This is a genomic window from Psychrobacter sp. H27, from assembly GCF_059072655.1.
This window is the reverse complement of sequence record NZ_JCACRX010000001.1, coordinates 2782307-2806017: the sequence shown is the minus strand read 5'-3', so window position 1 is coordinate 2806017 and position 23711 is coordinate 2782307. Positions and strand designations below refer to the sequence as shown.

The window sequence follows — 23711 nt, the reverse complement described above, 5'->3', positions numbered from 1 at the left end:
GAATTAATTGATAGACAGATAGCCTGCTTGTGAGAAGTGTTGTTGCCCCACCTCCGAGCGCAAGTAGCCTATAAACGCTGCGGCAGCAGTTGTATTATTGATGATAATTCCATCTTGTAGAATAGGTGGGTAGGCTGCGGGTGGTAAAATAACAAACTGCTCAGGTTTGGCTTGTATTGAGACAAGCTGAGACTGCGCCACAAAACCATAGTCCACATTGCCTGTGTGTGCATATTGAAACGCTTGACCGATATTCTCTGCCTGTATCAAACGTTTTTGAGCATTTAATGTGTCATACATCTTCTGTGATTGTAGATAGGCTTTTGCCGCGGCGCCATAAGGGGCAAGATCAGGATTAGCAATGGCTATCTTGCCGTTACTGGTAAAGTTGGCAATGCTAAACACCTCACTAAGTGAGGTTGGCGTGATACTACTCAAAGGTTCTGTGACACTATAAAGTGCTAACTGCCCTCTGGTATAGGTAAACGGACGCACTGACTCACTGGCTTTATTTGCGATGCTTTCATCAGCAAGCTTTGCTGGAAATTCCTGATTGGCGGACAAGAATATATCATAAGGCGCCCCTGCCCTAATCTGAGCATATAGCTTGCCAGAGGAGGCATAAGTGACCTCAATATCTAAGGTATCTTGTTTAGAGACATTATTATCTGCCTGATAACTATCAACGATGCTGGGTAGCACATCAGATAGATTAGCAGCCGCAGCGATACGCAGCGTTTTGTCCTGCTCAGTCGTATCAGCCGAAGACTTGGCCCCACTATCTTGTGTACAAGCGCTTAGTGCGAGCAGAAGACAGGTAAATGCTCCGGCAGCAGCTACTGACTTGACCACTTTAACCATTATTGCTTAACCATTTGGACGAGTCGTCTTCGTAATACTCTTGCTTCCAGACGGGAATATCTGCTTTGATGGTATCCAATATCCAGCGACACGCATCAAATGCAGGATAACGATGTGCTGACACCACCCCTACCCATACAGCCACATCACCAATGTCCAAGGCACCAATACGGTGTATCGCAATGGCATGAGTAATCTCAAAGCGTTTTTTGGCCTCTTCTATAATGGCACGGCCTTGGTTGATGGCCAAATCTTCGTAACCATAATAGGTAAGACGATCTACGCTTGTAGCATTATTATGATTGCGCACCCGCCCTTCAAAGCAGACAAACGCACCGCAGCTGTCATTGTCTAGCGTACTTTTGAGCTTGTCTTCATCAATAGCAATATCTAGTAATGCAAAGCCATCGCACTCAGCGATAAGGTAAGCCTCATCAGCGCTACGTTTAATAGTCATTGAATGATCATGGACGTTATCTATCATATCTTGTCTCTTTTGTGCTAATAGCGGCGTTATCACCGCTCATAAATACAAACCTAACCACCAGCAACTGGAGTGATGAATACCACGCTATCGCCATCATTTATGTGATCTGTCCACTTAGCAAAGTAGTCGTTTACAGCGACGCGTAGGTCTGCCTGCGGACGGCTAAAGTGATACTTTTGATTGAGCTGTTCGTACAGTTCAGTCAATGAAGTATTCTGCTGCACTTTTACTGTCTCCTGCTGACGATTGGCTTCATCCGCCAAACTCGCAAAATAGATGACATTGATATCCATCATTGATTCGATATCAGCTTTTGTATCGATAGCACTCATAACCCTCTCCTCTCTTTGCAAGCTTCCCTACTTGATAGTCAATATCTCTTCGAACATGAGCTCATTGTTTTTGTATTAAGCATGACTATAATCTGACTTACCACCTGTCTTTTTGACTAGATGAATATCATCTATAACGATGTCATGCGATAGCGCTTTAGTCATGTCATAGATGGTCAAACAGGCAACACTCACGGCGGTTAATGCTTCCATCTCCACCCCTGTTTTGTGCGTGACTTTGACAGTAGCGCTTACCACAATGCTGCTAAGTGCATCATGGTACGTAAAAACAAGACCGATCTTATCCAATGGCAGTGGATGACAAAGCGGTATCAAATCATGAGTACGTTTGGCCGCCATGATACCAGCGATATGTGCCGTTTGGGTGATGCTGCCTTTTTTGGTCATACCATCAGTTGCTTTGATCTGCGCATAAATCTCGCTGGGAAAACGAACTTGCCCAGTGGCATTGGCTTCTCTTGTCGTGGCGGTCTTGCCACTGACATCAACCATAGTGATATCGCCATTACCGTCTAAATGCGATAAAGCAGATTGCTGATTTTTTTGTGCACTGTTACTCATTGATATAGCCTTTTCTTAGTAATCTTTTTATTAGTATTTTTATTATTTTGGTAGAGCGGCACATGCCTGCTTAAAATCTTTAGGCGTATTAAAGTTGGTTAAATGCTGCCATTCTACAATAAATGGCACAGCCTCTACCCTCGGCTGAATAAATGGCATCACTCGACGCTGACCACTATCAATATAGGCTTTTAGATCAGGCTCGATATCTAAACGGTATAAACCCAGTAGTGGATAAAAATGACTGTTATCTTCTAAACAAATGACTTTTTTATCGACAGCTTGTTTATCAATGGCTTGGTACACCGATTGCTGTAATGTCAACCACAGATCGGTTGCAGGTATTAAGCTGTCACAGCTAATAACCAGTAACCATGATTTATTCTTATTTTTTGATTCATGTGAATCCTGTAATCCAAGCAATGTTTGCAGTGCTGATTCAATAGCGACTAGAGCGCCGCCAGTGTTGATCGTATCGTCGCATTTACTGGCATTACTATTAGAACTATAGTCAGCAATATGCATAACAGGCGAATTGGGGTTTTCTAGATTTATATCTGAACCAATTTGAAAACTACGTCCATTATCTGCAATCAAAATAGGAATTTGTAACTTGCTTGCTTGACGGACATGATAGTCCAATAACTGCTCACCTGATGGCAACGTGAGCATTGCTTTAGGTGTGCCCATGCGTCTGGATGCCCCGCCCGCTAAGATAACGACCCCTGCCAGACCATCCAGATTATTTGAGCAATCTGTTACTACGCTATTACCTTTCAGACTTGATTGTATATCACTCATAGGTCAATTATTTATAACTCAATCATGGCTAGGATTTTGTGCCAAAAAATGTGGTACAAAATTACATGGGCGCGTACGGCTGTCAAACTGCTCTTTTAAGATATTTTCCCAACCAGTACGGCAGGCACCAGATGAGCCTGGTAGACAGAATATACCTGTACCGTTTGCCATACCAGCTACTGCTCTTGACTGCACCGTAGACATCCCAATCTCATCTTTTGAAATCAGACGGAACATTTCACCAAAACCATCAATAGACTTGTCAAATAGTACGCTTACGGCTTCTGGCATACTGTCTCTGATAAAAAACCCTGTACCGCCAGTAGTGATGACCGCGTGCACGTCTGCACTGGCAATCCAGCCACTAATAACGGCGCGAATTTGGTAAATATCATCAGTGATTAATTGGCGATCTGCTAAATGATGACCCGCTTCTGTCAAGCTGTCTACCAAGTACTGACCTGATGTATCTTCTGCCAACGTACGGCTATCAGAGACTGTCAGTACAGCAATATTAAGCGGTTTGAATTGTGCAGCGGACTTACTCATAAACAATCCCTTATAGATGTCATTTTATAATTGTATTAAATATCAGTTGTATCAAAAAAGCGATGTTGAAAAACGATTGCGTTGGAAGACAATCTCTATCAGCGTCATGATTGCAGACTCAAAATATCTTACTCAAAATATCTTAACCGCCGATTATCGACAGATTGTGCATAATACCACTGTTGGAGTCATGCAGATGATGGTGTTCAGGCTTGATCGGCATGAAGCTATGTAAGGTATTCACTAGTCCTTGGATATCGTTCTGCTGTAAGTACGGACGAATATCATAATTACCTTGGTCAAATAAGCACAAATGTACCTTGCCCTGACTGCTGACGCGCAAACGATTACAAGTATCACAAAAATGCGCAGCATAAGGCGCAATCATACCAATACGCCCGGCATAGTCAGGGTGACTGTACTCAACTGCTGGACCATCGGCACTGCCACGCTCATGCGGCTGCCATCCATTCTCTAATAAATAATCAGTGATAATATCAGATTGGGCGTGCTGCGCAAAAAACAAATCGCTATTATCGCTGGTCTGCATAAATTCAATGAAGCGGTACGTGACCTGCCTGTCTTTTACGTAATCGATAGCTGTAATGAGGTTTTCAAAAGCAGTCTCCGCCATCAAAACGCTATTTATTTTGAGCTTGATATCGGTCGTTTCTAACAACGTATCCATGTCAGCCAATATCTGCGGCAAGGTATCAAAGCCCGTCATCTTATGAAAAGTAGCGGCATCAAAGCTGTCCATACTGATATTGAGCTGGTCGAGTCCAGCAGCTTGCCAGCTGGCTAGGTGCTTACCTAATTTATAACCATTACTGGTCATTGCTACTGTTTCGATGCCGTCCGTTTGCTTGATCGTTTCGATGATTTCGACAACATCACGACGAATAGAGGGCTCACCACCAGTGATTCTTACTTTCTTGGTACCTACTTGCGCAAAGCCGCGCACCAATGTCGCAATTTCAGAAATGCTCAGCTCATCGTCAGGACGCTTACCTTGGTAGCCATTAGGCAAACAATACTCACAGCGAAAATTACAAAAATCGGTGATCGATAGGCGCAGATAGGTCAGACGTCGCGAAAACCCATCGGTCAAAGGTTGATGAGCGTGTATTTGATCCGTCGGTGCTACTAGCGCTGACTTTGTATAGCTGTCTGCAAACGCCGGCGCTGACGCAGGAGAGTATAGTTGCGGACTGTCTATTTGGATGTGGTCATCATTCATATTTCACTGCCATCAGTATTGCTTGTCATAAGCGTTACTTTATTATTCGTGTTTAGCATGCCATTACTATGTTGTTTTTTTCACTGTATTCAATCAGCTTATATAAAATTAGCAAACGCCAAGCTAGCGATGTAGCCAAGGAAATGGTTGTACAACAACGTCACTACCCGCTATCACGTTACTGCTGTCTTTGTCCAAAACAACGAAACAATTAGCACGGCTTAGCTGCTTAATCCTGTGCGATTGCTGATTAGAGAAGCATTCAACTTGATAGTTACCTCCATCATCTTCAGACAATATACCGCGCTGAAAGTCTTTACGACCAGGAGATTTTCTGATGTCATTGGTAAGCATCGCTTTGATGGTTAGCGGCATAGGCTGCTCTAATACAGTAGCACCCGACATCTGCCATAGTGCAGGTATGACGAACTGTAGCGTACCCACAACCGTAGAGAGTGGATTACCGGGTAGTCCAAAATACAATACAGGCTTATCAAGATTCTTGTTCAACTCACCAAATACAAAAGGCTTACCCGGCTTCATTGCCACTTTGTAATGGTTAATCTGCCCAAGTGTCTCGATCACCGTTGTCAAAAAGTCATAGTCACCAACTGAGACGCCTGCTGTCGATATCAGCACATCACAGTGTTGCATGGCTTCATGGACAGCGGCTGTGGTCTTGTCTAGATTATCAGGAATGATGCCATAGTCACGAATAACAATTGGCAAATCCGACAGTAGACTTTTGAGCGTTGGGGTATTTGAGTTGTATATTTGGGCTAAGCTCTGAAGCTCATCACCGATAGTGACCAGCTCATCGCCGGTTGCGAGCACACCGACGACGAGTGGTTGAAACACGCTAACTTGGCTGATGCCTAAATTGGCAAGCAAACTGATATCAGCAGAGTTGAGGCGCTTACCTATCTTTAAAACAGCTTCGCCAGACTCAATCTCTTCGCCCTGCGCGCGGATGTTATTGTTGATTTTAGTCGTTTGTGTGAGCGTGATGTTATAGGGCTGCGACTTATCGATGGTATCTCTGATATCAGCAAAGTTGGTATTCTCTTGCATGACAACCGTATTGCAGCTATCAGGTACAACTGCTCCCGTAAAAATACGGACACCCTGCCCTGCTGCTGTCACACCAGTATAAGCACTACCCGCCTGAGATTCACCAATGATTTCGATAGTATTACCGTCTGATAGATCGCTACCATCAGCAATAGCATAACCATCCATGGCAGATAGATTCTGTCTGGGTACGTCGAAAGGTGAGGTAATATCTTGCGCCAGTATATGATTGCGACTGTCCAATAAATCGCAAGTATTGATGGCTCTTTTTTGTAGCGGAAAATCCGTATTATTATAATCATTGATACGCAGCTTTATTGCCGCTTGTAATTCTTCCATGGTAATCATAAAGGCACGCTCTTTTGATCGTTCTAATTATTTTTTATAAAATACATACTATCAATAGCTTCAATTATTACTATCGACAGCTCTAACTAAAAGCAGTTATTAAAGATAAAGATGCTATTAAAGATAAAGCTTTTAAAGATGCAGTATCTAGAGTCTATCACCCAAAGTATCAACTTTCTTGTATTAACCTTGTCCTGATAAGTTTTGAAAAAACGAGCGTATGTCGTTAATTAGAGTACCCTCAACATTCAATGCTCGTAACCACATCTATTGCAGTAATGAGGTATGGCAAGATCAAACATAGACTGGAGCAAAAAAAGCACCTTGGCAAGGTGCTTTTTGTAGAGCAAAGTAAAATGGGTGTTTGAGAGCTGATAGGTAGTTATTAGCAAACTAATGGCTAGTCAACAGCAATCAAAGACAGTTAGCAAAAGTTGCTTTTATCCAGTGTATCAATACCGCCAGTGTACCTCACCAGCCAGCCAATGAAGATGCACTGTTTTGAGTGATAAATCCATCTGCCGTTCGCCCATTGTCTGCCTGCCAGCGCTGAAATGCCATGCGTGTATTGGTACCTACGATACCGTCAGCGCCCTTGGTATCATAACCCATACTGGTTAAACGACGTTGTAGATTCGTGACTTGTGCGGTAGATAATGGACGCTCATAACGAGGCCATGATTTTTGCAACCCACTCTGCCCATCAATCGTTTTGCCCAACAGACTCACCCCTAATGCGTAACTCGATGAGTTATTGTACACTCTAATCACATCAAAGTTAGGACTCAGCAGTAGCACTGGACCATCTTTACCAGCTGGCAACCACAGCTCCATCTCGGTATTAGCGTCTAGGTAAACATCAGCGATCGTATCCACACCCATTGCCGCCCATCTAGCCGCAGGTTGTTTGCTACCAGCGACCGAATAGTCAAATGACGCTGGCACGGTTGCCTCATAAAAAGGCGCTAGACCACGAACCCAACCTGAGTTACTAAGATAGTTGGCCGTAGAAGCTAATGCATCGCCTGTTGCCCATGGATTGCGGTGACCATTATTATCACCATCCACACCTTGTTTGAGCCACGTCTCAGGAATGAACTGTGTCTGTCCCATACCACCTGCCCAAGAGCCATCGAGCTGTGACCATGAGACATCACCGCGCTGTAGCAGCGTTGCTAGCGATAGCAGCTGGGCCTCAGCAAAGGCTTGACGACGACCATCATAGGCAAGACTGGCAAGCGAGCTTGGCAAATCACTATTGCCAGTGACCGCGCCATATGATGACTCCATACCCCATATCGCTGCAATAATCTCGGCATCAACACCATACTGCGACTCTAGCTGCGACAAAAACGCACGCTGCTCTGCAAATTTACGCTTGCCGACGCTGACACGTCCACTTGATACCGCAGAGTCTACATACTCCCACGGCATTTTAGAAAACTCAGGCTGCCCTGAGTCTAGCGAGATAACCTGTTGATTCAGATATGCCGAATCCAACATCCGGCGAATAACCTGAGCATCATAGCCTGCTGATATCGCGCGCATAGAAAAGTCTGACTTCCAATCAGAAAAACTACTATAACTAGGCTTTGGGGCGGGCTGCGGCTTGACAACTGGTGCAGGTGTCGGCTTTACCTGAACAGTTTGAGTCTGAGTGATCTCAACACCGCCTTGACGGACAGGCTTTTTTTGCATTGCTTGTTGACTTGTACACCCGACCATTACTAATGCTGGCATCAGGGCGAGGTATTGTTTTTTTAATTTCATAAAAATCTCAAATATGAATAAATGAATGACTCAAAGTCGCCTAGCCATCAGCAACAATGCCTCAATGTTAATGTATTAATACTGATGTCTTAGTACTGATATATTAGTGCTAACGATCAAGTACCGTACGCGGATCTATCGGATTACCGTTCAAGCGAACTTGGAACTCTAAGCCGACTTGATTGGTTTGACCACTGCTGCCCATATTGGCAATGCGTTGACCACGCTGTACCGTATCCCCTTCTTTTACAAGCAATTGGCTATTATGCGCGTAGGCAGTGATATAGTCATCACTATGACGAATCATAATCAAATTGCCATATTCTGGTAGACCGTTACCTGAGTAAAGCACTGTTCCTGATTGGCTGGCAAGTACTGGATCACCAATGTTTCCAGCAAACCACATACCCATGTTGCCTGCCGCAGGATCAATGTTGCGAGTCACTGGATTACGAGTAGGATAGTCATAGCCAGAGGTCGAACTGGCAGTTGCTCCGTACGCTGGCGTTGGAGCCGTCGTCACAGGAGGCGTATAAGTAGGTTGTGGCTGTGCTGGTCTGCTGTAGCTATTATTGCTAGCCGTCGTTGCCACACTGCCCTGCCATAGCTTGAGCCACTGCCCACTATAAATCGTATATTTACTATCTAGGTTATTCAGCGCCCCAATTTGACGATAGTTGAGACGATAGCGCGCCGCAATTTGGCTGACCGTATCGCCGCGCTGTACGCGATGGTAGTTAGGGACGCCTTGCGCGTTGGTTATGATCTTAGGGCCAGCTTGATTAGGTGATTGATAAGTCGGCTTAGTTGCACAGCCCACCACAGACAAGGTAGCAACTGCCATTGTGCCAATCAACGCCGCTTTGGCAAGGTGCGATCCGGTCGTAATTTTTTTCATACAAGGTTCCTGTTCTTTGTATTGCTGATCTATTGTTTTATCATCCAAAAGCTTTTTACATCACTAAAAGCTCTTTTGGTATTTTGACTGCACACTACACTTAGCCATCCATCGAATGACTTATATCACTAACACAGTAGATGGTAAAGTAACCATGATGGCTATTTATATGGTTTGGATTACATCGTATCGAGCTTATGGCTTTATTGCCTAACTTATAGCTTTAGTGCCTAAACAGCGTCGAAAACTGAGCCAATGCCACCGTCGGCGTATGGTGCAGACGTACTGGCGATAAACTGACATACCCTGCCACTACAGCCTTATCATCTGTCATCACCGGCGTAGCGATATCTCCGCACTTGCCGTCACTTCCAAACCCGCCATCTTTGGGTCTTGATAACGGAGCGGCAGTATCTAGAGGCGATTCTTCCATACACTCGTCGTTTTTACGTTTTCGTAAAGACAGCCAGTATGCATCCCGGCCACGCGGATCAATCATATGACGTACAGGCTGAGCAATCTGTTTGTGTGCCAATGAAGTTATCTTTCGACCTCTAATGTCATCTGCGCTACCCACATCAGGGATATTAACGTTTAATACATGATAGGGCAAACTTTTGAGAGTATCTAAAATCGGTGTATCAGTAAGCAGTTTGACGATTTCATTGGCTGCTACCTTATAATCGTCTGCTGATTCTTGCCCGCCATTTTTTACGCCGCCACCTACTAGAGACGTCGCGATAGCAGGTATTCCAAAGAGCTGTGCTGTCAACGCCGCACCAAAGGTCCCAGAAAACATCACATCTTGACCTAAGTTTGCTCCTGAATTGATACCCGTAATGACGCAATCAAAGTCCATATCACGGTGTAGCTCATGCAGTGCCAAGTGAATACAGTCAGCAGGGGTTCCGTTTACTGCTACAAACCCTGATGGTAATTGATGCGTATGTAATGGTTTTGAGACACTCAGTGCGCTAGCATAGCCACTTTGTTCGTCGTTTGGGGCAACCACTACGACCTCACCAATAGTCGATAGTGCTTGAAACAAAGCCAATAATCCTGGCGCATGCACCCCATCATCATTACTAATCAAAAATTTCATATCAGCTCGTTATGTTTATATCAGACGTTCTATCTGCCCGTGGTTTTGTTACCGTACCATATCTTTATTGATGCAAAAATTGCAACTATAAATGAGATAAAATTTAACGCTTCCATCTTAAAAGCCTTGCCATATTAATATATCGTCAACCCTCTATAAAAGAGTGCTAGCGTTAACTGCACTTGAAGTATTCAATATATATCTATACTAGACACCTGCACTTAGTTACCTTATACCTCTTCCACTTGTATCTCATCTAAATGACGTCAACCATCGTAAGATAGCTCACTTTAATTGCTCGAGTGATTATATCTTAATAATGTACTCTGAAATCCCCGGTTTTCACTAGAAAATGTATTGCGTTTTTTGTCGATAACTGTGCTATTGCTATCAAACCAAACTGAGAAAAAAGTAGGAACAAACAGTGCGTTACAATACGCAACACCATACAACAATACAAACTGATGCATTTATACTGAGGTGACCTCGTTGGTATATGCTACTGATATGTTTCTATAAAGTGCCATCGGCTCACAAGATATCTACACATAAATCAATATTTTATGTGACTTTCGTTTTTTTACCCATTAACATATCACCATCAAATAAAGATAAGCGAGTGTAATACTGAATGAAGAATCAATCGATATTATCTATAGCTTCTGTGATAGCAAAGACTGCCTCAAAAATCGGGCTTGCAGGACTGATAACGTCTGTTGCCATGCTGTCTCAAGCGTCTAATGCTGCAAACAATCCTGCGACCACTATTCCGTTAGATCTGTCTGGCATTAATATCACTAAGCATGAAATCGCTGTGATGCAGGTACTATCAGAGATCTGTCCATCAATGCTGAACGGTAAGCAGAAACAACGTTTTTATAAGTCATACACTGTACAACTGCACGAATTAATGCCAACTCTAGAAGACCCAAAAGCAGCCATTCAATATCTGTCAACGCAGCAAGACTACCGTCAGATATTGCAAGGTATCCGTAGCTGGACAATGGGCTTCTCAAAGCAAGAAAACAAAGCTCTGTGCGAAGATTTGGCAGACGCTGAATATTAATAGAGTGTATTAGCAGATAAAAGAACACTGTTAACCATTAGCTATTAACAGTCGTTATAGAATATGATGATATAGACTATATCTTGTGGTTTATGTCATACAAAGCTTGCCGTAATGCCATTTATAAATCACAGATGGCACGGCAGGCTTTTTTGTGGTTATCACATTTATGACAATCGCAACCTAGTTATACTTCAACAAAAGCAAGCACTTGATTAGTATTCATTTTTCTTTTTATTCTTGTCTTACTTTTTTGCATTTATCGATTCCCCATCGGTTGGCATTTTGCTAAGATAAGGCGTTAATTTTATGTCTATCGTGCCGTCGTCCCTATTTTTGTAGATACATGATTTTAGACATGATGTCTAAGGTATATTGCCTAAAATAATATATGAAAATTGGTACTGAGCATAAGCGATAGATACATTTGGTTCCATGATGCGGTGTAACGATATATGACAGTAAAGCGTGTGAAAAATCAGCTGGTACAGTTGGTAGTGGGTGTAAGTATCTCAATGAGTGCAGTGATGGCAAACGCAGCCATACAGCCACCTGAGATGGATAATACCGCCTATGTATTGATGGATTATAATACTGGTGAGATTTTGGCTCAAAAGAATGCTAATGAAGCGCTACCGCCAGCGTCCCTAACCAAGATGATGACCAGTTACATCATTGAGCAGCGCCTAGCATCGGGTGACCTCAAAGAAGACGACCAAGTGCTCATGAGTCCAAATGCATGGTGCCGTGGTAGTAGCAGCCAGTCTTGTATGTATGTTCCAGTTAATAAGACAGCCAGCGTTATCGACATGCTACGCGGTATCATCATTCAATCAGGTAATGATGCTTCAAAAGCAATGGCTGAGCATATTGCTGGTAGCGAAACATCTTTTGCTATTTTGATGAATGAGCAGGCGCAGAAGATTGGTATGGAAAATACCAACTTCGTCAATGCAACCGGTATGCCTGATGAGGGTCATTTAGCATCAGCCTTAGATTTGTCTAAACTTGCCCGCGCTATTATCAAAAATAGTGGCGATTACTATAGTATTTATGCCGAAAAAGAGTTTACCTACAATGGCATCACCCAAGGTAACCGTAACGCTCTACTCATCACTGACCCAACTGTTGATGGTCTAAAAACAGGTCATACGGATGCTGCAGGCTATTGCTTAGTGGCCTCTAGTAACCGCGACGGTATGCGTCTAATTTCTGTCATTATGGGCACTAAGAGCCAACAAGCGCGTGCGGATCAATCGCGTGAACTACTCAATTGGGGTTTTGGTCACTTCACTACAGTCACCAAAGCACCTGCTGGTCAGTTTGTCAGCAAAATCCCAGTATGGTTTGGGGAAGCAGATGAGATAGAGCTGGCTACTGGCGATAATTTACAGATCCTAACCAGCAAAACACAAAAGAATAAAATCACTACGGTAGTTGATATTCCTGAGAGTTTAGAAGCACCTATCAAAAAAGGTCAAGAAATCGGTAAGATGATGGCGGTTATTGATGGTAAAGCGGTGGCGTCCGTTCCTGTTATCGCGACCAGTGATATCGAACAGTCGGGATTCTTCAGCCGTACTTGGCAACATGTTGTACGCTGGGCAAAGAATCTTTTTTAAGCGTTAATCTGTCTTTATAGAGCGTAGTTTATCTTTATAGGACATACTTTATTCTTTTAGAAGTTGCTCTCTTTATAGATAACAACATAAATAATAACGCTAACAACGTATGAATCAGTAAAGACCCGTTAACAAAAAAGACGCCTCAAAATTGGGCGTCTTTTTTTGTACTAGAAAAACGTTTGCTTAATCGCTAGCAAACATAGTAGCGGTAGGAAACTCTATACGAGACTATTGCTGGTTAATTATATCTAGCGTACTACCGAGCACACCATATCACTTTGACAGAGCCAATCACGTATTGAGCTGTCGCATTACGTCCATACCAACCAGCGCTTTAATAAATCGCTCAATGCCTTATCTTTATAATTGGAACTGTGGCAGTAGTCAATGCCAGCTGCTTTTAGTCCGTATTCAAAACTGTCAACATAGCGCGCTCGGTGCGGTGGATACCAATATACCAATAGAGTGCGCTGCGTACCCTCTTCACTTTCGTACTGACGAATACTCTTGGCTAGCAGCTCAGCTTTCTCTACAAATACATCCTCAGCAAACATCACCATATCAACTTTTTGGGTTCTAACCTCATTTATCACCTGCTGCGGACACTGGTGACAAATAATAGTAGCTCCTAGATACTCCAGCTCACTTAATAGAGCACCTGCCTCCTGATAGTAGTAATAAACAATAGTCAGTCCAGATAAAAGGCGCTGCTGACGGGACTGCTGCTGGTTTGGCATTGCTACAGTAAGCGTAAACTCAGTACCCAAGCCCAATGTACTATCAACTTCGATTGTAGCGCCCATAAGCTGCGCCATTTGCTTCACAACAGGCAAACCTATACCTGAGCCTTCATATTGACGTGTTTGTGATGAGTCCACCTGAAAAAACGGATTGAAGATATCTTCAATATGATCGCTATCGATACCGATACCGGTATCTTTTACGCTGATTTTCCAGCGATTACTCTTATCAAAATGAGTCAATTGCGACGATATAATCACCTGTCCGGTAGGGGTAAACTTGATAGCGTTATTGAGCAGGATCGATAGTATCTGTTGAATTTTGGCCGAATCCCCATGCAAGCTATAGTCTATGTGATGGATATTGCTAATAAGCTCTAAGCCTTTTTGACTGGCAATAGGCTCAAATTTCACTAATAGATCAGAGATTAATTGTAGCGGATTAAATTCGTTGGTATGAATCCTTATTTGACCCTTTTGTATCTGATTGAGCTGAATAATATGGTCGAGCGATAAGACCAATTTATCACTACCATCACTGATAATTTCAACAGCATCTTTCTGCTCTCTGGTTAGACTCTCATAATCCAACAACTGCAGGCCACCCACAATCGCATTGAGCGATGTTTTTAGCTCATGGGTGATCATGCTCTGGAAATTATGCAGCTGTACATCAAGCGAGACATCCTTGTTATGTAGCTGCTGCTCAAAAGCCGCTAATGTCTCATACCCTATTTTGGCCTCTTGTAGTCGACCAAATAGTATGACTAATGCTTTTTTTATTTGCGTAAGCTCTTGGAAATTGAAGCGCTGCGGGATGATCGGTAGCTGCTCTAACTCTGAGTTTTTTGTGATGGTTTGGCAAATATCTGTCAATGCTTCGATATCTTTGACAGGCCAGTTAAGCTTTCTAAAGATATATAAAGCAAATATAACAATCAGTACGACGGTTGTGAGCCATAACCATAAGACACTTTGGAACCAGTGCAGCCGTAGCAACTTTACGTCCATTGTAATGTTGATATAGCCAATCAGCGCACTGTTTTTGGCAGAGTCATCAGTCAACTGACTCGTACTTGGCGCGTTCGCCATACTTTCTGACAAAGTGCTGGCTATTTGTCGGTCAGATGCTGCATTATCAGCACCTGCCTCATTGTCATCTTCATACTTACTCACGACTGGATAATTAAAGCTGACAGTATCGGCAAATAAAGCATTTCGCCAGTCATCAAGGGACTGGTTCACATCGCTGATCGGTTTAGAGGTTGAATAGAAGACAATACTTTGAATCGTAGGTTCGTTTTCTAGCAAAACATTGACTTGATCAGCCACAATATCTGCACCATCTGCTGTCGATGCACTGGTCGTCAATAGCGAAGCCAACTGCTGGATATGCTGCTGCTTTTCTTGGTAATGATGCACCAACCCATAACTAAAAGGCAGCACAAATCCTGCTAGCACGGCCAAAGTTACGGCCTGCCCAACAGAGCGCCAGATAAGCATAGAAATGGTTTGAGACGAACGGTTGTTCATATCACTCTACTGAGTAAAGAAAACTTTTACTTATAGTACAGGTATTTGGGAGATGTTATAAGCGAAAGATTGAGGTAATTTATGACTGCGTTGACCGGACGGATGCAGCATCATTGCTAAATAATGCTTGATACTCATTTTACCGTGTATAGTGACACGGTAAAATGAGTAACTGTTAGACAACGCAATGAATCAAACAGAAGGGTTAGATAAAAAGTTACTAACGAGACTTTTTGTCTTTTGTGGTGAATTTCTTTGCACGATTACGCTCACGTTGGCGCAACTGCTGGGTTTTTGCCTTGGTTGGCGTATCGCTTTTATTAGCATATGGGTTGTCATTTTGCTTGAAAATAACATTGAGCGGTGTGCCTTCAAGTTTGAACACCTGACGGAATTGGTTCTCTAAATAACGCTGATAGCTCTTAGGAAGCGCACTTGTCTGGTTACCATGGATAACAATAACTGGTGGATTGTGACCACCAATGTGCGCATAGCGCAACTTGATACGACGACCAGCAACAGTTGGTGGCGGATTGGCCGTAACCGCATCTTGCAAGATTTGCGTCAAGCGATTGGTTGATACTTCAAACATTGAAGACTTATACGCACGCAAAATAGAGGGGTATAGATTGCCAACGCCAGTGCCATGAAGCGCTGATATTAAATGCACTTTTACGTAGGGAATAAAGTTAAAACGACGATCCATCTCAAGCTTGATGTAATCTCTTTGATCTGGCGTCAGGCCGTCCCATTTATTGATCGCTACTACCAAAGCGCGACCAGCATCCAAGGCGTAACCAATCATGTGTAAGTCTTGGTCAACGATACCTTCGTGCGCATCAATCACAATCACAGTCACATTAGAGTCTTCGATTGCTTGCAACGTCTTGATGACGGAGAACTTCTCTACTTTTTCATCAATTTTACCGCGGCGACGCACACCAGCAGTATCAATCAATACGTAGTCTCTGCCTTCGCGCTGATAAGGGATGTAAATACTATCACGTGTGGTACCTGGCATATCGTACACCACTACTCGGTCTTCACCCAGCAAACGGTTCACTAGGGTTGATTTACCGACGTTTGGACGACCGATAATCGCAAGCTTTAAGCCTCTTGGCTCTACAATGTTTTCTTGCTCAGGCATATCAGCCGTTAAGATTTCGAGTAAGTTACCCACACCGCGACCATGACTGGCGGCCATCGGGTAAGGCTCACCCAATCCTAATGCATAGAATTCGGCAGGCGCGGCGTCATGAACACCATCAACTTTGTTGGCAACGACATAAACAGGCTTGCCTAACGTGTGCAAAAACTTGCCAATTTCGGCATCAGCGCCAATCATACCAGCACGGGCATCAACAACGAATACAATAATATCTGCTTCATGAATCGCAGTATGCGACTGCTCAGACATATAGTCGTCAATATTACCGCTACCATCGTCCGCTTCACCAATACCACCAGTATCCACAACGATGAAAGATTTGTCTTCATAGGTCGCGTCACCGTATTGACGGTCACGAGTCAATCCTGACAAATCAGCGACCAATGCCTGCCGACTCTTTGTGAACTGATTAAATAAGGTGGATTTACCGACGTTTGGACGACCAATTAAGGCGACCACAGGCTTGATACTCATGGGTTACTCTCAGTGAAAGGCACAATGACGGACAGCACAGCTGTTCTTATAACCAGCAACATAACAATAGCAGCGAATAGGCTGTACTTAACCGCAAATTAAAATGAATAATAAAACAATAGCAAAAATAGTAGATAGCTATCTTACAATCAAAAATAATCGTAGTTTTAAAAAATATCTGGAATGACTAAACGATATACAGTATACATGGCTAGCGCATCGGTCGCATAGAGTACGCGAAAGCCTGTCTATAAACAAGCGATTTACACAAAGCACTAAACGCTGACCAAGCAGCGTTTGTGTTCTAAAATAATAATAACTCAGTTGACTGACTAACGCACCAGCTGCCAAATAGCCACTTGTCCTGATGTACTTTGAGTCATAAGGCGGCTGCCCTGTACTTGCAGGTTGGTCAGTGCGCCTTTTGTCTCCACGCGACTAACAATATCGCCAGTCGCAGGATCAAATAAATGCACCACACCATCGAAATCACCAACTGCAATATAATTACCAATCATGACAGGGTTGGTTAGATCACGATACGCTAGCGCTTTACTTTCCCATAACGTCTCGCCACTATTGCGATCGTAAGCGACCACATTGCCATCCAAACCAGTCGCAATAACTTGTTGAGCATTCACGGCAAGCGACTTGAGACTTGCAAGCTCGTTGACGAACATTACTTGACGTGAAGCCAAATCAATACCTAGTAGCTGTCCGCTATAACTAATGGCAAACATCTGCTGCTTATCTACAATTGGCGTGCCATCGACATCGCTCATGCGCTCAACTTCACTACTACCAGAACCGATACCGACACGTCTTGACCACTGCGGTAAGCCATTATCAACGGTAATCGCATGCAGACGACCATCAGCAGTAGACAACAATGCTGTTTCATTATCTAATAAAGTCGGTGCTGCACTACCGCGAACGCTAATGGCTGGTACTTGGGTCGCAAACTGCCATACTGATTGACCCGTCTGTAGTGACAAGCCATGCAAGAAACCATCATTTGCTGATAGCACCACACGATTATTACTGATCAATGCAGAAGACAAGACCGACCCTGATAACTGTTGCTGCCAGCGTTTGGCGCCCGTAGCACTATCAAATGCCATAATTTGACCACTGCGAGTACTGATAACAGCAGTTTGACTGAGCGCGTCTAAAGCAACGCCGCCTGTAATTTGATCACCAACGTTTATTGACCACAAGCGCTCACCTGCTTGATTAAAGCCTATTAAGTCGCCACCGCGTGAGGCAGTAACGACTTGCCCATTGGCATAACCAACCTGCAAATCTAGTGGGTCTTTTTTACTGGCTTTTTTATTGCCCACGTCAGTGCTAAATACTGGCTGTAGCACGCTGATTGGCTGCGCAATTTGTACTAACTTTACTGGGTCATTGACTACGGGCTTGATACCGCGAGTACACCCTATCACTGCAGTGCTCATCACAGCAAGTACTGCTACATGCATGACTGTCTTTTTGACAGTCTTAGTACTGAACCTGGTACTTAACATTTTGCTTGCGCGAATAGATTGGGTCATTATACGTTCTCACTACAGATGAATTATTATTAATTAGTACATTGGCTAACCGCACATTAGTAATCTTATTTAAAAGTTTTTGAGCGACTACTAACTATTATTTAAGCGACTACTATTAGTGTTATCGTTCAATACAATCCTATTTACTGTACCGTCTCAACGGCCACACTTTCTGAGCTATCAACCACTAATGGCTGTTCAGGAGTCGCTGACTCTTGAACAAGACTCGCTTGCTCTGCGATAGGCTCAGGCGTGATACCTAGACTTTCCATTTTTAATGCCAATACTGCACGCGTTTCTTGACGGCTACGTAACAGCTCCCAAGCATTATTGTAAGACTTAATCGCTGAGTCTTTGTTGTCTTGAACCAAATAAATATCACCTAGTAATTCTTGCTGACTGGCTTCAAACGAGCTTGGCATATCGTTATTGGCTTCTGATAAAGCTGCATCTGCGTCCCCAGTAGCCAGTAATGTCTTGGCATAACGCAGACGAGTAATCGCCTCTAACCCCGCATCCCCCAAGTCAATTGCGAGTGCTTGCTTGAGCGTCTCAGCTGCTGCAGTGAAGTCATCGCTATCTACTTGCTGGCGAGCCTTAATCATTAGTGCTTGCCACGCATAAACTGAGTCGCCATGGGTGCTTACTAATGCATCAATATTCTCGTCTAATTGTGTACGGCTCTGTGCCAGAGCTTCTTGCGCTTGTGCTTCTAGATCTGGGTTCTGCGATGCGATGCTGACCTCTTCATTCAATCGCTGGATATCTGCGTATTGATCGGCGGCGACCGTATCTACGCGCGCATGGTTATTCTGCCAGTATGTCCAGCCAAAATAAGCGGCCAGCGCCAACAAAATCGCAGTGACGATATAACTGCCATACTGCTTTAGTGCTTGCATGGAGTTGTCTGCATTCGGCGAGTTGGGGGTCAGAGCCATATATATTTACCTGATAAAATGTACATTAATTTACTGATACCAAAATCAAAACAACGGTATGACAAGATGATTAGCTACGAGAAAAGTTGTCTTTGCTCGATAACCAGTCTTGTACGACCGTTTGCTGCTCACCTGTCTGCATGTCTTTAACACTGATTGTATTATCATCTAGCTCTTGCTGCGCAATAATGACCGTCAATGCAGCACCTGACTTATCTGCTTTTTTCATTTGTGCTTTTAAGCTTGTGGCACTTGCCATTTTTACACGTACATCTGGGCGACTGTAGCGTAAACGTTGTGCATAATCAACACCAGCACCATAAACCTCTGGGTGAGCGACAACGAACACATCACAAGCAGGTACATCAGCAATTGGTGCAACCGCTTCTATAAGTAACAACAAGCGCTCAAGCCCCATCGCAAAACCAACGCCTGGTTCAGATTTTACCGGCTTGCTACCATCAGTGCCCGTAGACTTTAACTGTCCGATCAGACCGTCATAACGACCACCGGCACAAACTGTCGCCTGGCTACCTAACTTGTCCGTTACCCATTCAAAGACCGTTTTGTTATAGTAATCAAGCCCGCGTACCAGATGCGGGTTAATTTCAAAATTGATGCCAAGTGTTGTTAAGTATGACTGAACTTGCTCAAAGTGCGCTTTACTCTCTGTACCCAAGAATTCTGCCAGCTTTGGCGCGTCTGCCAACAGTGCTTGTGTACTCGCCTCTTTACTATCTAGGATACGTAGCGGATTGGTCGTCAAACGGCGCTGACTGTCTTCATCCAACTGATCTTTTTTGTCAGTTAAATAAGCGACCAATGCTTCGCGATAAGCATAACGCTCATCACTCTCACCTAAGCTATTAAGCTGCAAATGCATCTCATTTTTTAGACCCAACTCTTGCCACATTAGATGGGTCATCGCAATCAGTTCAGCGTCAGCGTCTGGTAACGCACTACCAAAGCTCTCGACACCCAACTGATGAAACTGACGATAGCGGCCTTTTTGCGGACGCTCATAGCGAAACATTGGACCGATGTACCAAAGCTTAGGAGTGTCACCGCGCAGTAGATTATGCTCGATGACAGCGCGTACTGCGCCTGCCGTACCTTCAGGACGTAGCGTCAAAGGTGTGGGCGGCTCAGACTTATCCGTAAAGCTATACATCTCTTTTTCGACGATATCAGTAGCGCCGCCAATGGCACGTGCAAACAGATCAGTCTGCTCAACGATAGGCAGGCGGATATGCTCGTAACCATATCTACCAAGTACATCAGCCAATATTGCTTCTAGATGTAGCCATTTTGCTGATTGATCAGGCAAAATATCATTGAACCCTTTAATAGCTTTGATCATGGTACGGTCGTATCCTTAAAAATTTAACAGGTATATCTATTGTTGTTGTCTATCTAAATGTTCATTGTGTTTTAACTTAACTACTTGACGTTGTGTATCAGTTTGAAACATATATCAACACACTGGCCTATCTTACGCGAATGATTTCGTTTTCGCGCTTTTTTGCCAAGTCTTCTGCGTGAGCACGAACCATGCTTTCTATTTCATCGACCAAATTGTCGGTATCAATAAGATGGCTTTTTTCGCCCATACGATAGACTAGCGATCTTGGTGCGGCGCCAACGATACCAATATCTGCCTCTTTTGCTTCTCCTGGACCGTTTACTTTGCAGCCGATGACGGATAAATCCATCGGTTCACGGATATCTTCTAAACGCGACTCTAACGCTGTCATCACTCTAATCACATCAAACTCTTGACGTGAGCAACTTGGGCAAGCAATAAAGTTGACACCATTTGAACGGATATTCAGCGATTTTAAGATATCAAAACCAATCTTAATCTCTTCTTCAGGCTCGGCAGCTAAAGAGATGCGAATAGTATCACCAATACCGTCTAATAAGAGACCACCAAGGGCAATTGCAGACTTTACCGCACCAGTACGATATACCCCAGCTTCGGTTACCCCAAGATGAAGTGGATTATCAATTTGTGCTGATATCAGACGATAAGCATCCAATGTCAAAAACACATTACTGGCTTTGACAGATACTTTGTACTGATCAAAGTTAAGGCGCTCTAAAATATCGATATGGCGCATCGCTGACTCAAGCATCGCCTCCCCAGTTGGCTCAGTATATTTGCGCTGAATGTCTTTTTCTAGAGAGCCTGCATTGACGCCAATACGGATAGGAATATTATGATGTTTAGCACAAGCAACCACTTCACGCACCTTGGCATCGCTACCGATGTTACCAGGGTTGATACGTAAGCAATCAGCGCCTGCTTCAGCAACTGCTAGGGCGATTTTATGATCGAAATGTACGTCCGCAATGAGAGGCACGCTCACAAGTTTGCGAATCTCGCCAAAGGCTTTTACCGTGTCCATCGTTGGCGTTGACACCCGCATTAGATCAGCGCCAGCTTCAACACAGCGCTCAATTTGGGCGACCGTTGCGGCCACATCACAGGTGTCAGTATTGGTCATGCTCTGCACACTGATTGGCGCATCACCACCAATTGCAACATCACCCACATAGATTTTTTTGGTCAAACGACGGTTGATAGGTGATGGCATTGACATACATAAATCCTTGAATCAAAAATAAAAAAGCCACTGGCTTGTATATATAAACGAGCTTGCACATGTGACCACTTTAGCGAAAACAGGCAATCAAACCTTTCATCAACAATTAAGGCGTTAACTCAAAAGTCGCTTGCTTATCAGTTGCATAAGTCTCTAAAGCGACCGTTTCTTGGTTAAGCATCAAGCTGACATTATCGATATTATCGATTTGCACATCGAATGGTGGCATACCTGATAGATCATAGTCGCCAGCTGTCTGGTCCCCGCTAATCAGATTATTGCCAGAGGCATCAGTGATACTAACTACGGCATCATCGCTCAACTTAACATTCAAAAAAGCTGTACTAGCATTGGCATCACCCAGATTCAGCGCAGAGCCAGAAGCGCCAACGCTACTGGCATCATTATCAATATTAATCGCGGCCCCCTGCGCTTGCTCTATGGCTGATACATCTTCCACAGCAGCGACAGGCTCTTGGTTATTTTCTTTACTCGCATTACTCACCATACGGAATAAAAATATCGCCAAAATAATGAGTCCAATCACACCGATGATCAATAGTGGATTGAAACGGATACGACTATGCGTATCACGCTGCAATGTTCCCATTGGTCGCAGTGGCGTATCCGTGTTATTTACTGACTTGGCTTTAAGCTCATTAGGATAGGCGGCATCGAAGCTACTTGCGATTTTGGCTGAATCCAGACCTAAGTATTTGGCATAGTTGATGGCAAAGCCACGAGCAAATGTGGCTTGTGGTAGTTCAGAGAAGTTCTCGCTCTCTAATGCCTCTAGATGGCGTTTTAAAATAAATAACTCGGCAGCCGCCTCATCTAAACTGACTTGCTTAGTTTTTCGGGCTTGCTGCAACATGGCACCAAATGATCCCTGAGCGTTAGATTGAGTGTTCGATGATGGGGTGGTCATTTCCATGGTGCCTCTGGATTGTTAAGCCAAGTCTTAAGTTGTTTCGCTTCATCGCTCAGTGGATAAGCAGATAAAAGCTGCTGGGCCAATTGCTGGCGCGTTGTCGTGTTTTTTTGTGCTGCCGCAAGTTTGATACCTTGTAGGAGTAAGCGGGGGCTGATGCCCTGCCCTTGCACCAATATCAATGTCTCATCATATAATCTTTGAGCCTGAGGTACGCGCTGTTGTTCAAGCAACAAATCAACCAATTCAATATGGGCGATGATGCTATTGCGGTTACCATCAAGCGCTCGCAGGAACGCTTTAGCAGCAGCGCTGTTATCACCCAGCTGAAGGTATGTGCGCCCTAGATTTTCTAATGCACCGATACGGCCTTCATAGCCTAATGATGCGCCTGCAATCTCGAACTGCTCTGCCGCCTCGCGATAGCGCTTCGCCTGTGACAAGTAAACACCATAATTATTGTGTGCTTGCACAAAATCTTTGTCTAGCGCGATTGCTTTTTTGAAGTACTGATCGGCTTTTGCAAGATTGATGCGGCTGCCTTCTTGTTGCAACAAAACGCCCATCATATCATAGGCTGGCGCGTAACGGCTATCGGCAGTAAAGGCTTTTTCGAGCTGACGCTGCGCCGCATCCAGCTCATTTTTACGGATATATTGTGCCGCCAGTGAGGTGCGCACACGTGCAACTTCTTGTTGGTCTGAATTGCGATCACCGCTTGCGCCCGTAGAGGTTTGATAGACTGTACCACCTGTCAGATCATTACTTGGCGTGCTCTGACAACCACTTAATAATGATCCTGCGAGCACAGCCACAAACAACATTTGTTTCGGTACATTCTTCGATACATTGACATGAGTCGTCATCGCGCCTATCTGCTTGTAACGTTTAAAAAATGGTTTGTTAGGTTCAAACTGACAAGAATTTTTAGAAGTCATCATAGCCGCCATCATAAAACTGTGGTTCAATGCATTTGGTCATCGAGCATCAGTTTAATAGATTTAACCCCTATAAGTACAATTTAGTTGTTATTAAT

Annotated in this window: 21 protein-coding genes; 2 read left to right on the top strand and 19 right to left on the bottom strand. The window is 43.9% G+C overall.

The features are described from left to right. Positions 1-3: 3 nt before the first annotated feature. The 11 genes from modA to surE all read right to left on the bottom strand — a co-directional run bounded on the left by modA (position 4) and on the right by surE (position 10041). The gene (gene modA / locus AC5JPY_RS11635; RefSeq protein ID WP_319049990.1) at positions 4-861 is read right to left on the bottom strand and encodes a molybdate ABC transporter substrate-binding protein; all 858 of its coding nucleotides are present in this window, start codon (positions 859-861) and stop codon (positions 4-6) included. Then, entirely contained in the window at positions 854-1345 is a 492-nt protein-coding gene (locus AC5JPY_RS11630; RefSeq protein ID WP_493852533.1) for a molybdenum cofactor biosynthesis protein MoaE, read from the bottom strand. Before AC5JPY_RS11630 ends, modA begins: the two co-directional genes overlap by 8 nt. A gap of 53 nt (positions 1346-1398) precedes the next feature. After that, positions 1399-1680, bottom strand: a complete 282-nt coding sequence (locus AC5JPY_RS11625) for a MoaD/ThiS family protein (RefSeq protein WP_319049988.1) — start codon at positions 1678-1680, stop codon at positions 1399-1401. Positions 1681-1755: 75 nt separating this feature from the next. Further along, a complete protein-coding gene (moaC, locus tag AC5JPY_RS11620; protein ID WP_319049987.1) occupies positions 1756-2262 on the bottom strand; it encodes a cyclic pyranopterin monophosphate synthase MoaC in 507 nt (168 codons plus the stop codon). Between the two features lie 42 nt (positions 2263-2304). Next, positions 2305-3063 (bottom strand): molybdenum cofactor guanylyltransferase, encoded by a 759-nt coding sequence (mobA, locus tag AC5JPY_RS11615; RefSeq protein WP_493852532.1) that lies wholly within the window; start codon positions 3061-3063, stop codon positions 2305-2307. An 18-nt stretch (positions 3064-3081) separates the two neighbouring features. Beyond that, positions 3082-3612 carry a molybdenum cofactor biosynthesis protein B gene (moaB, locus tag AC5JPY_RS11610; protein ID WP_493852531.1) on the bottom strand — a complete coding sequence of 177 codons (531 nt, stop codon included), beginning with the start codon at positions 3610-3612 and terminating at the stop codon, positions 3082-3084. 142 nt (positions 3613-3754) lie between these two features. Then, positions 3755-4852, bottom strand: a complete 1098-nt coding sequence (moaA, locus tag AC5JPY_RS11605) for a GTP 3',8-cyclase MoaA (RefSeq protein WP_493852530.1) — start codon at positions 4850-4852, stop codon at positions 3755-3757. Between the two features lie 123 nt (positions 4853-4975). After that, positions 4976-6271 (bottom strand): molybdopterin molybdotransferase MoeA, encoded by a 1296-nt coding sequence (locus AC5JPY_RS11600; protein WP_493852529.1) that lies wholly within the window; start codon positions 6269-6271, stop codon positions 4976-4978. 471 nt (positions 6272-6742) lie between these two features. Continuing rightward, positions 6743-8041, bottom strand: a complete 1299-nt coding sequence (locus tag AC5JPY_RS11595) for a lytic murein transglycosylase (protein WP_493852528.1) — start codon at positions 8039-8041, stop codon at positions 6743-6745. A 109-nt stretch (positions 8042-8150) separates the two neighbouring features. Beyond that, positions 8151-8939 (bottom strand): peptidoglycan DD-metalloendopeptidase family protein, encoded by a 789-nt coding sequence (locus tag AC5JPY_RS11590; RefSeq protein ID WP_493852527.1) that lies wholly within the window; start codon positions 8937-8939, stop codon positions 8151-8153. A gap of 223 nt (positions 8940-9162) precedes the next feature. Continuing rightward, positions 9163-10041 (bottom strand): 5'/3'-nucleotidase SurE, encoded by an 879-nt coding sequence (surE, locus tag AC5JPY_RS11585; RefSeq protein ID WP_493852526.1) that lies wholly within the window; start codon positions 10039-10041, stop codon positions 9163-9165. A gap of 631 nt (positions 10042-10672) precedes the next feature. Between surE and AC5JPY_RS11580 the strand changes: the two genes are divergently transcribed. Together AC5JPY_RS11580 and AC5JPY_RS11575 are read left to right on the top strand one after the other, a co-directional pair. Further along, entirely contained in the window at positions 10673-11107 is a 435-nt protein-coding gene (locus AC5JPY_RS11580; protein WP_443524695.1) for an MCR_0457 family protein, read from the top strand. Positions 11108-11562: 455 nt separating this feature from the next. After that, positions 11563-12729, top strand: a complete 1167-nt coding sequence (locus AC5JPY_RS11575) for a D-alanyl-D-alanine carboxypeptidase family protein (RefSeq protein ID WP_319049978.1) — start codon at positions 11563-11565, stop codon at positions 12727-12729. A 314-nt stretch (positions 12730-13043) separates the two neighbouring features. Here the strand turns inward: AC5JPY_RS11575 and AC5JPY_RS11570 are convergent, their stop codons facing one another. From AC5JPY_RS11570 to pilW, 8 genes are all read right to left on the bottom strand, one after another. Beyond that, on the bottom strand, positions 13044-15005 hold the full coding sequence (locus tag AC5JPY_RS11570) for a sensor histidine kinase (protein WP_493852525.1): 1962 nt from the start codon (positions 15003-15005) through the stop codon (positions 13044-13046). Between the two features lie 220 nt (positions 15006-15225). Further along, on the bottom strand, positions 15226-16647 hold the full coding sequence (gene der / locus AC5JPY_RS11565; protein ID WP_319049976.1) for a ribosome biogenesis GTPase Der: 1422 nt from the start codon (positions 16645-16647) through the stop codon (positions 15226-15228). A gap of 332 nt (positions 16648-16979) precedes the next feature. Continuing rightward, on the bottom strand, positions 16980-18200 hold the full coding sequence (gene bamB, locus AC5JPY_RS11560; protein ID WP_493852524.1) for an outer membrane protein assembly factor BamB: 1221 nt from the start codon (positions 18198-18200) through the stop codon (positions 16980-16982). 143 nt (positions 18201-18343) lie between these two features. Continuing rightward, positions 18344-19138, bottom strand: a complete 795-nt coding sequence (locus AC5JPY_RS11555) for a YfgM family protein (protein ID WP_443524700.1) — start codon at positions 19136-19138, stop codon at positions 18344-18346. A gap of 70 nt (positions 19139-19208) precedes the next feature. Further along, positions 19209-20498: a histidine--tRNA ligase gene (hisS, locus tag AC5JPY_RS11550; RefSeq protein WP_493852523.1), complete on the bottom strand. Its 1290-nt coding sequence runs from the start codon at positions 20496-20498 to the stop codon at positions 19209-19211. Positions 20499-20625: 127 nt separating this feature from the next. After that, on the bottom strand, positions 20626-21741 hold the full coding sequence (gene ispG, locus AC5JPY_RS11545) for a flavodoxin-dependent (E)-4-hydroxy-3-methylbut-2-enyl-diphosphate synthase (protein ID WP_319049972.1): 1116 nt from the start codon (positions 21739-21741) through the stop codon (positions 20626-20628). A gap of 109 nt (positions 21742-21850) precedes the next feature. Then, complete coding sequence (locus AC5JPY_RS11540) at positions 21851-22678, bottom strand: helix-turn-helix domain-containing protein (protein ID WP_493852522.1); 828 nt, start codon at positions 22676-22678, stop codon at positions 21851-21853. Continuing rightward, the gene (pilW, locus tag AC5JPY_RS11535) at positions 22669-23616 is read right to left on the bottom strand and encodes a type IV pilus biogenesis/stability protein PilW (RefSeq protein ID WP_493852521.1); all 948 of its coding nucleotides are present in this window, start codon (positions 23614-23616) and stop codon (positions 22669-22671) included. Before pilW ends, AC5JPY_RS11540 begins: the two co-directional genes overlap by 10 nt. Positions 23617-23711 lie beyond the last annotated feature (95 nt).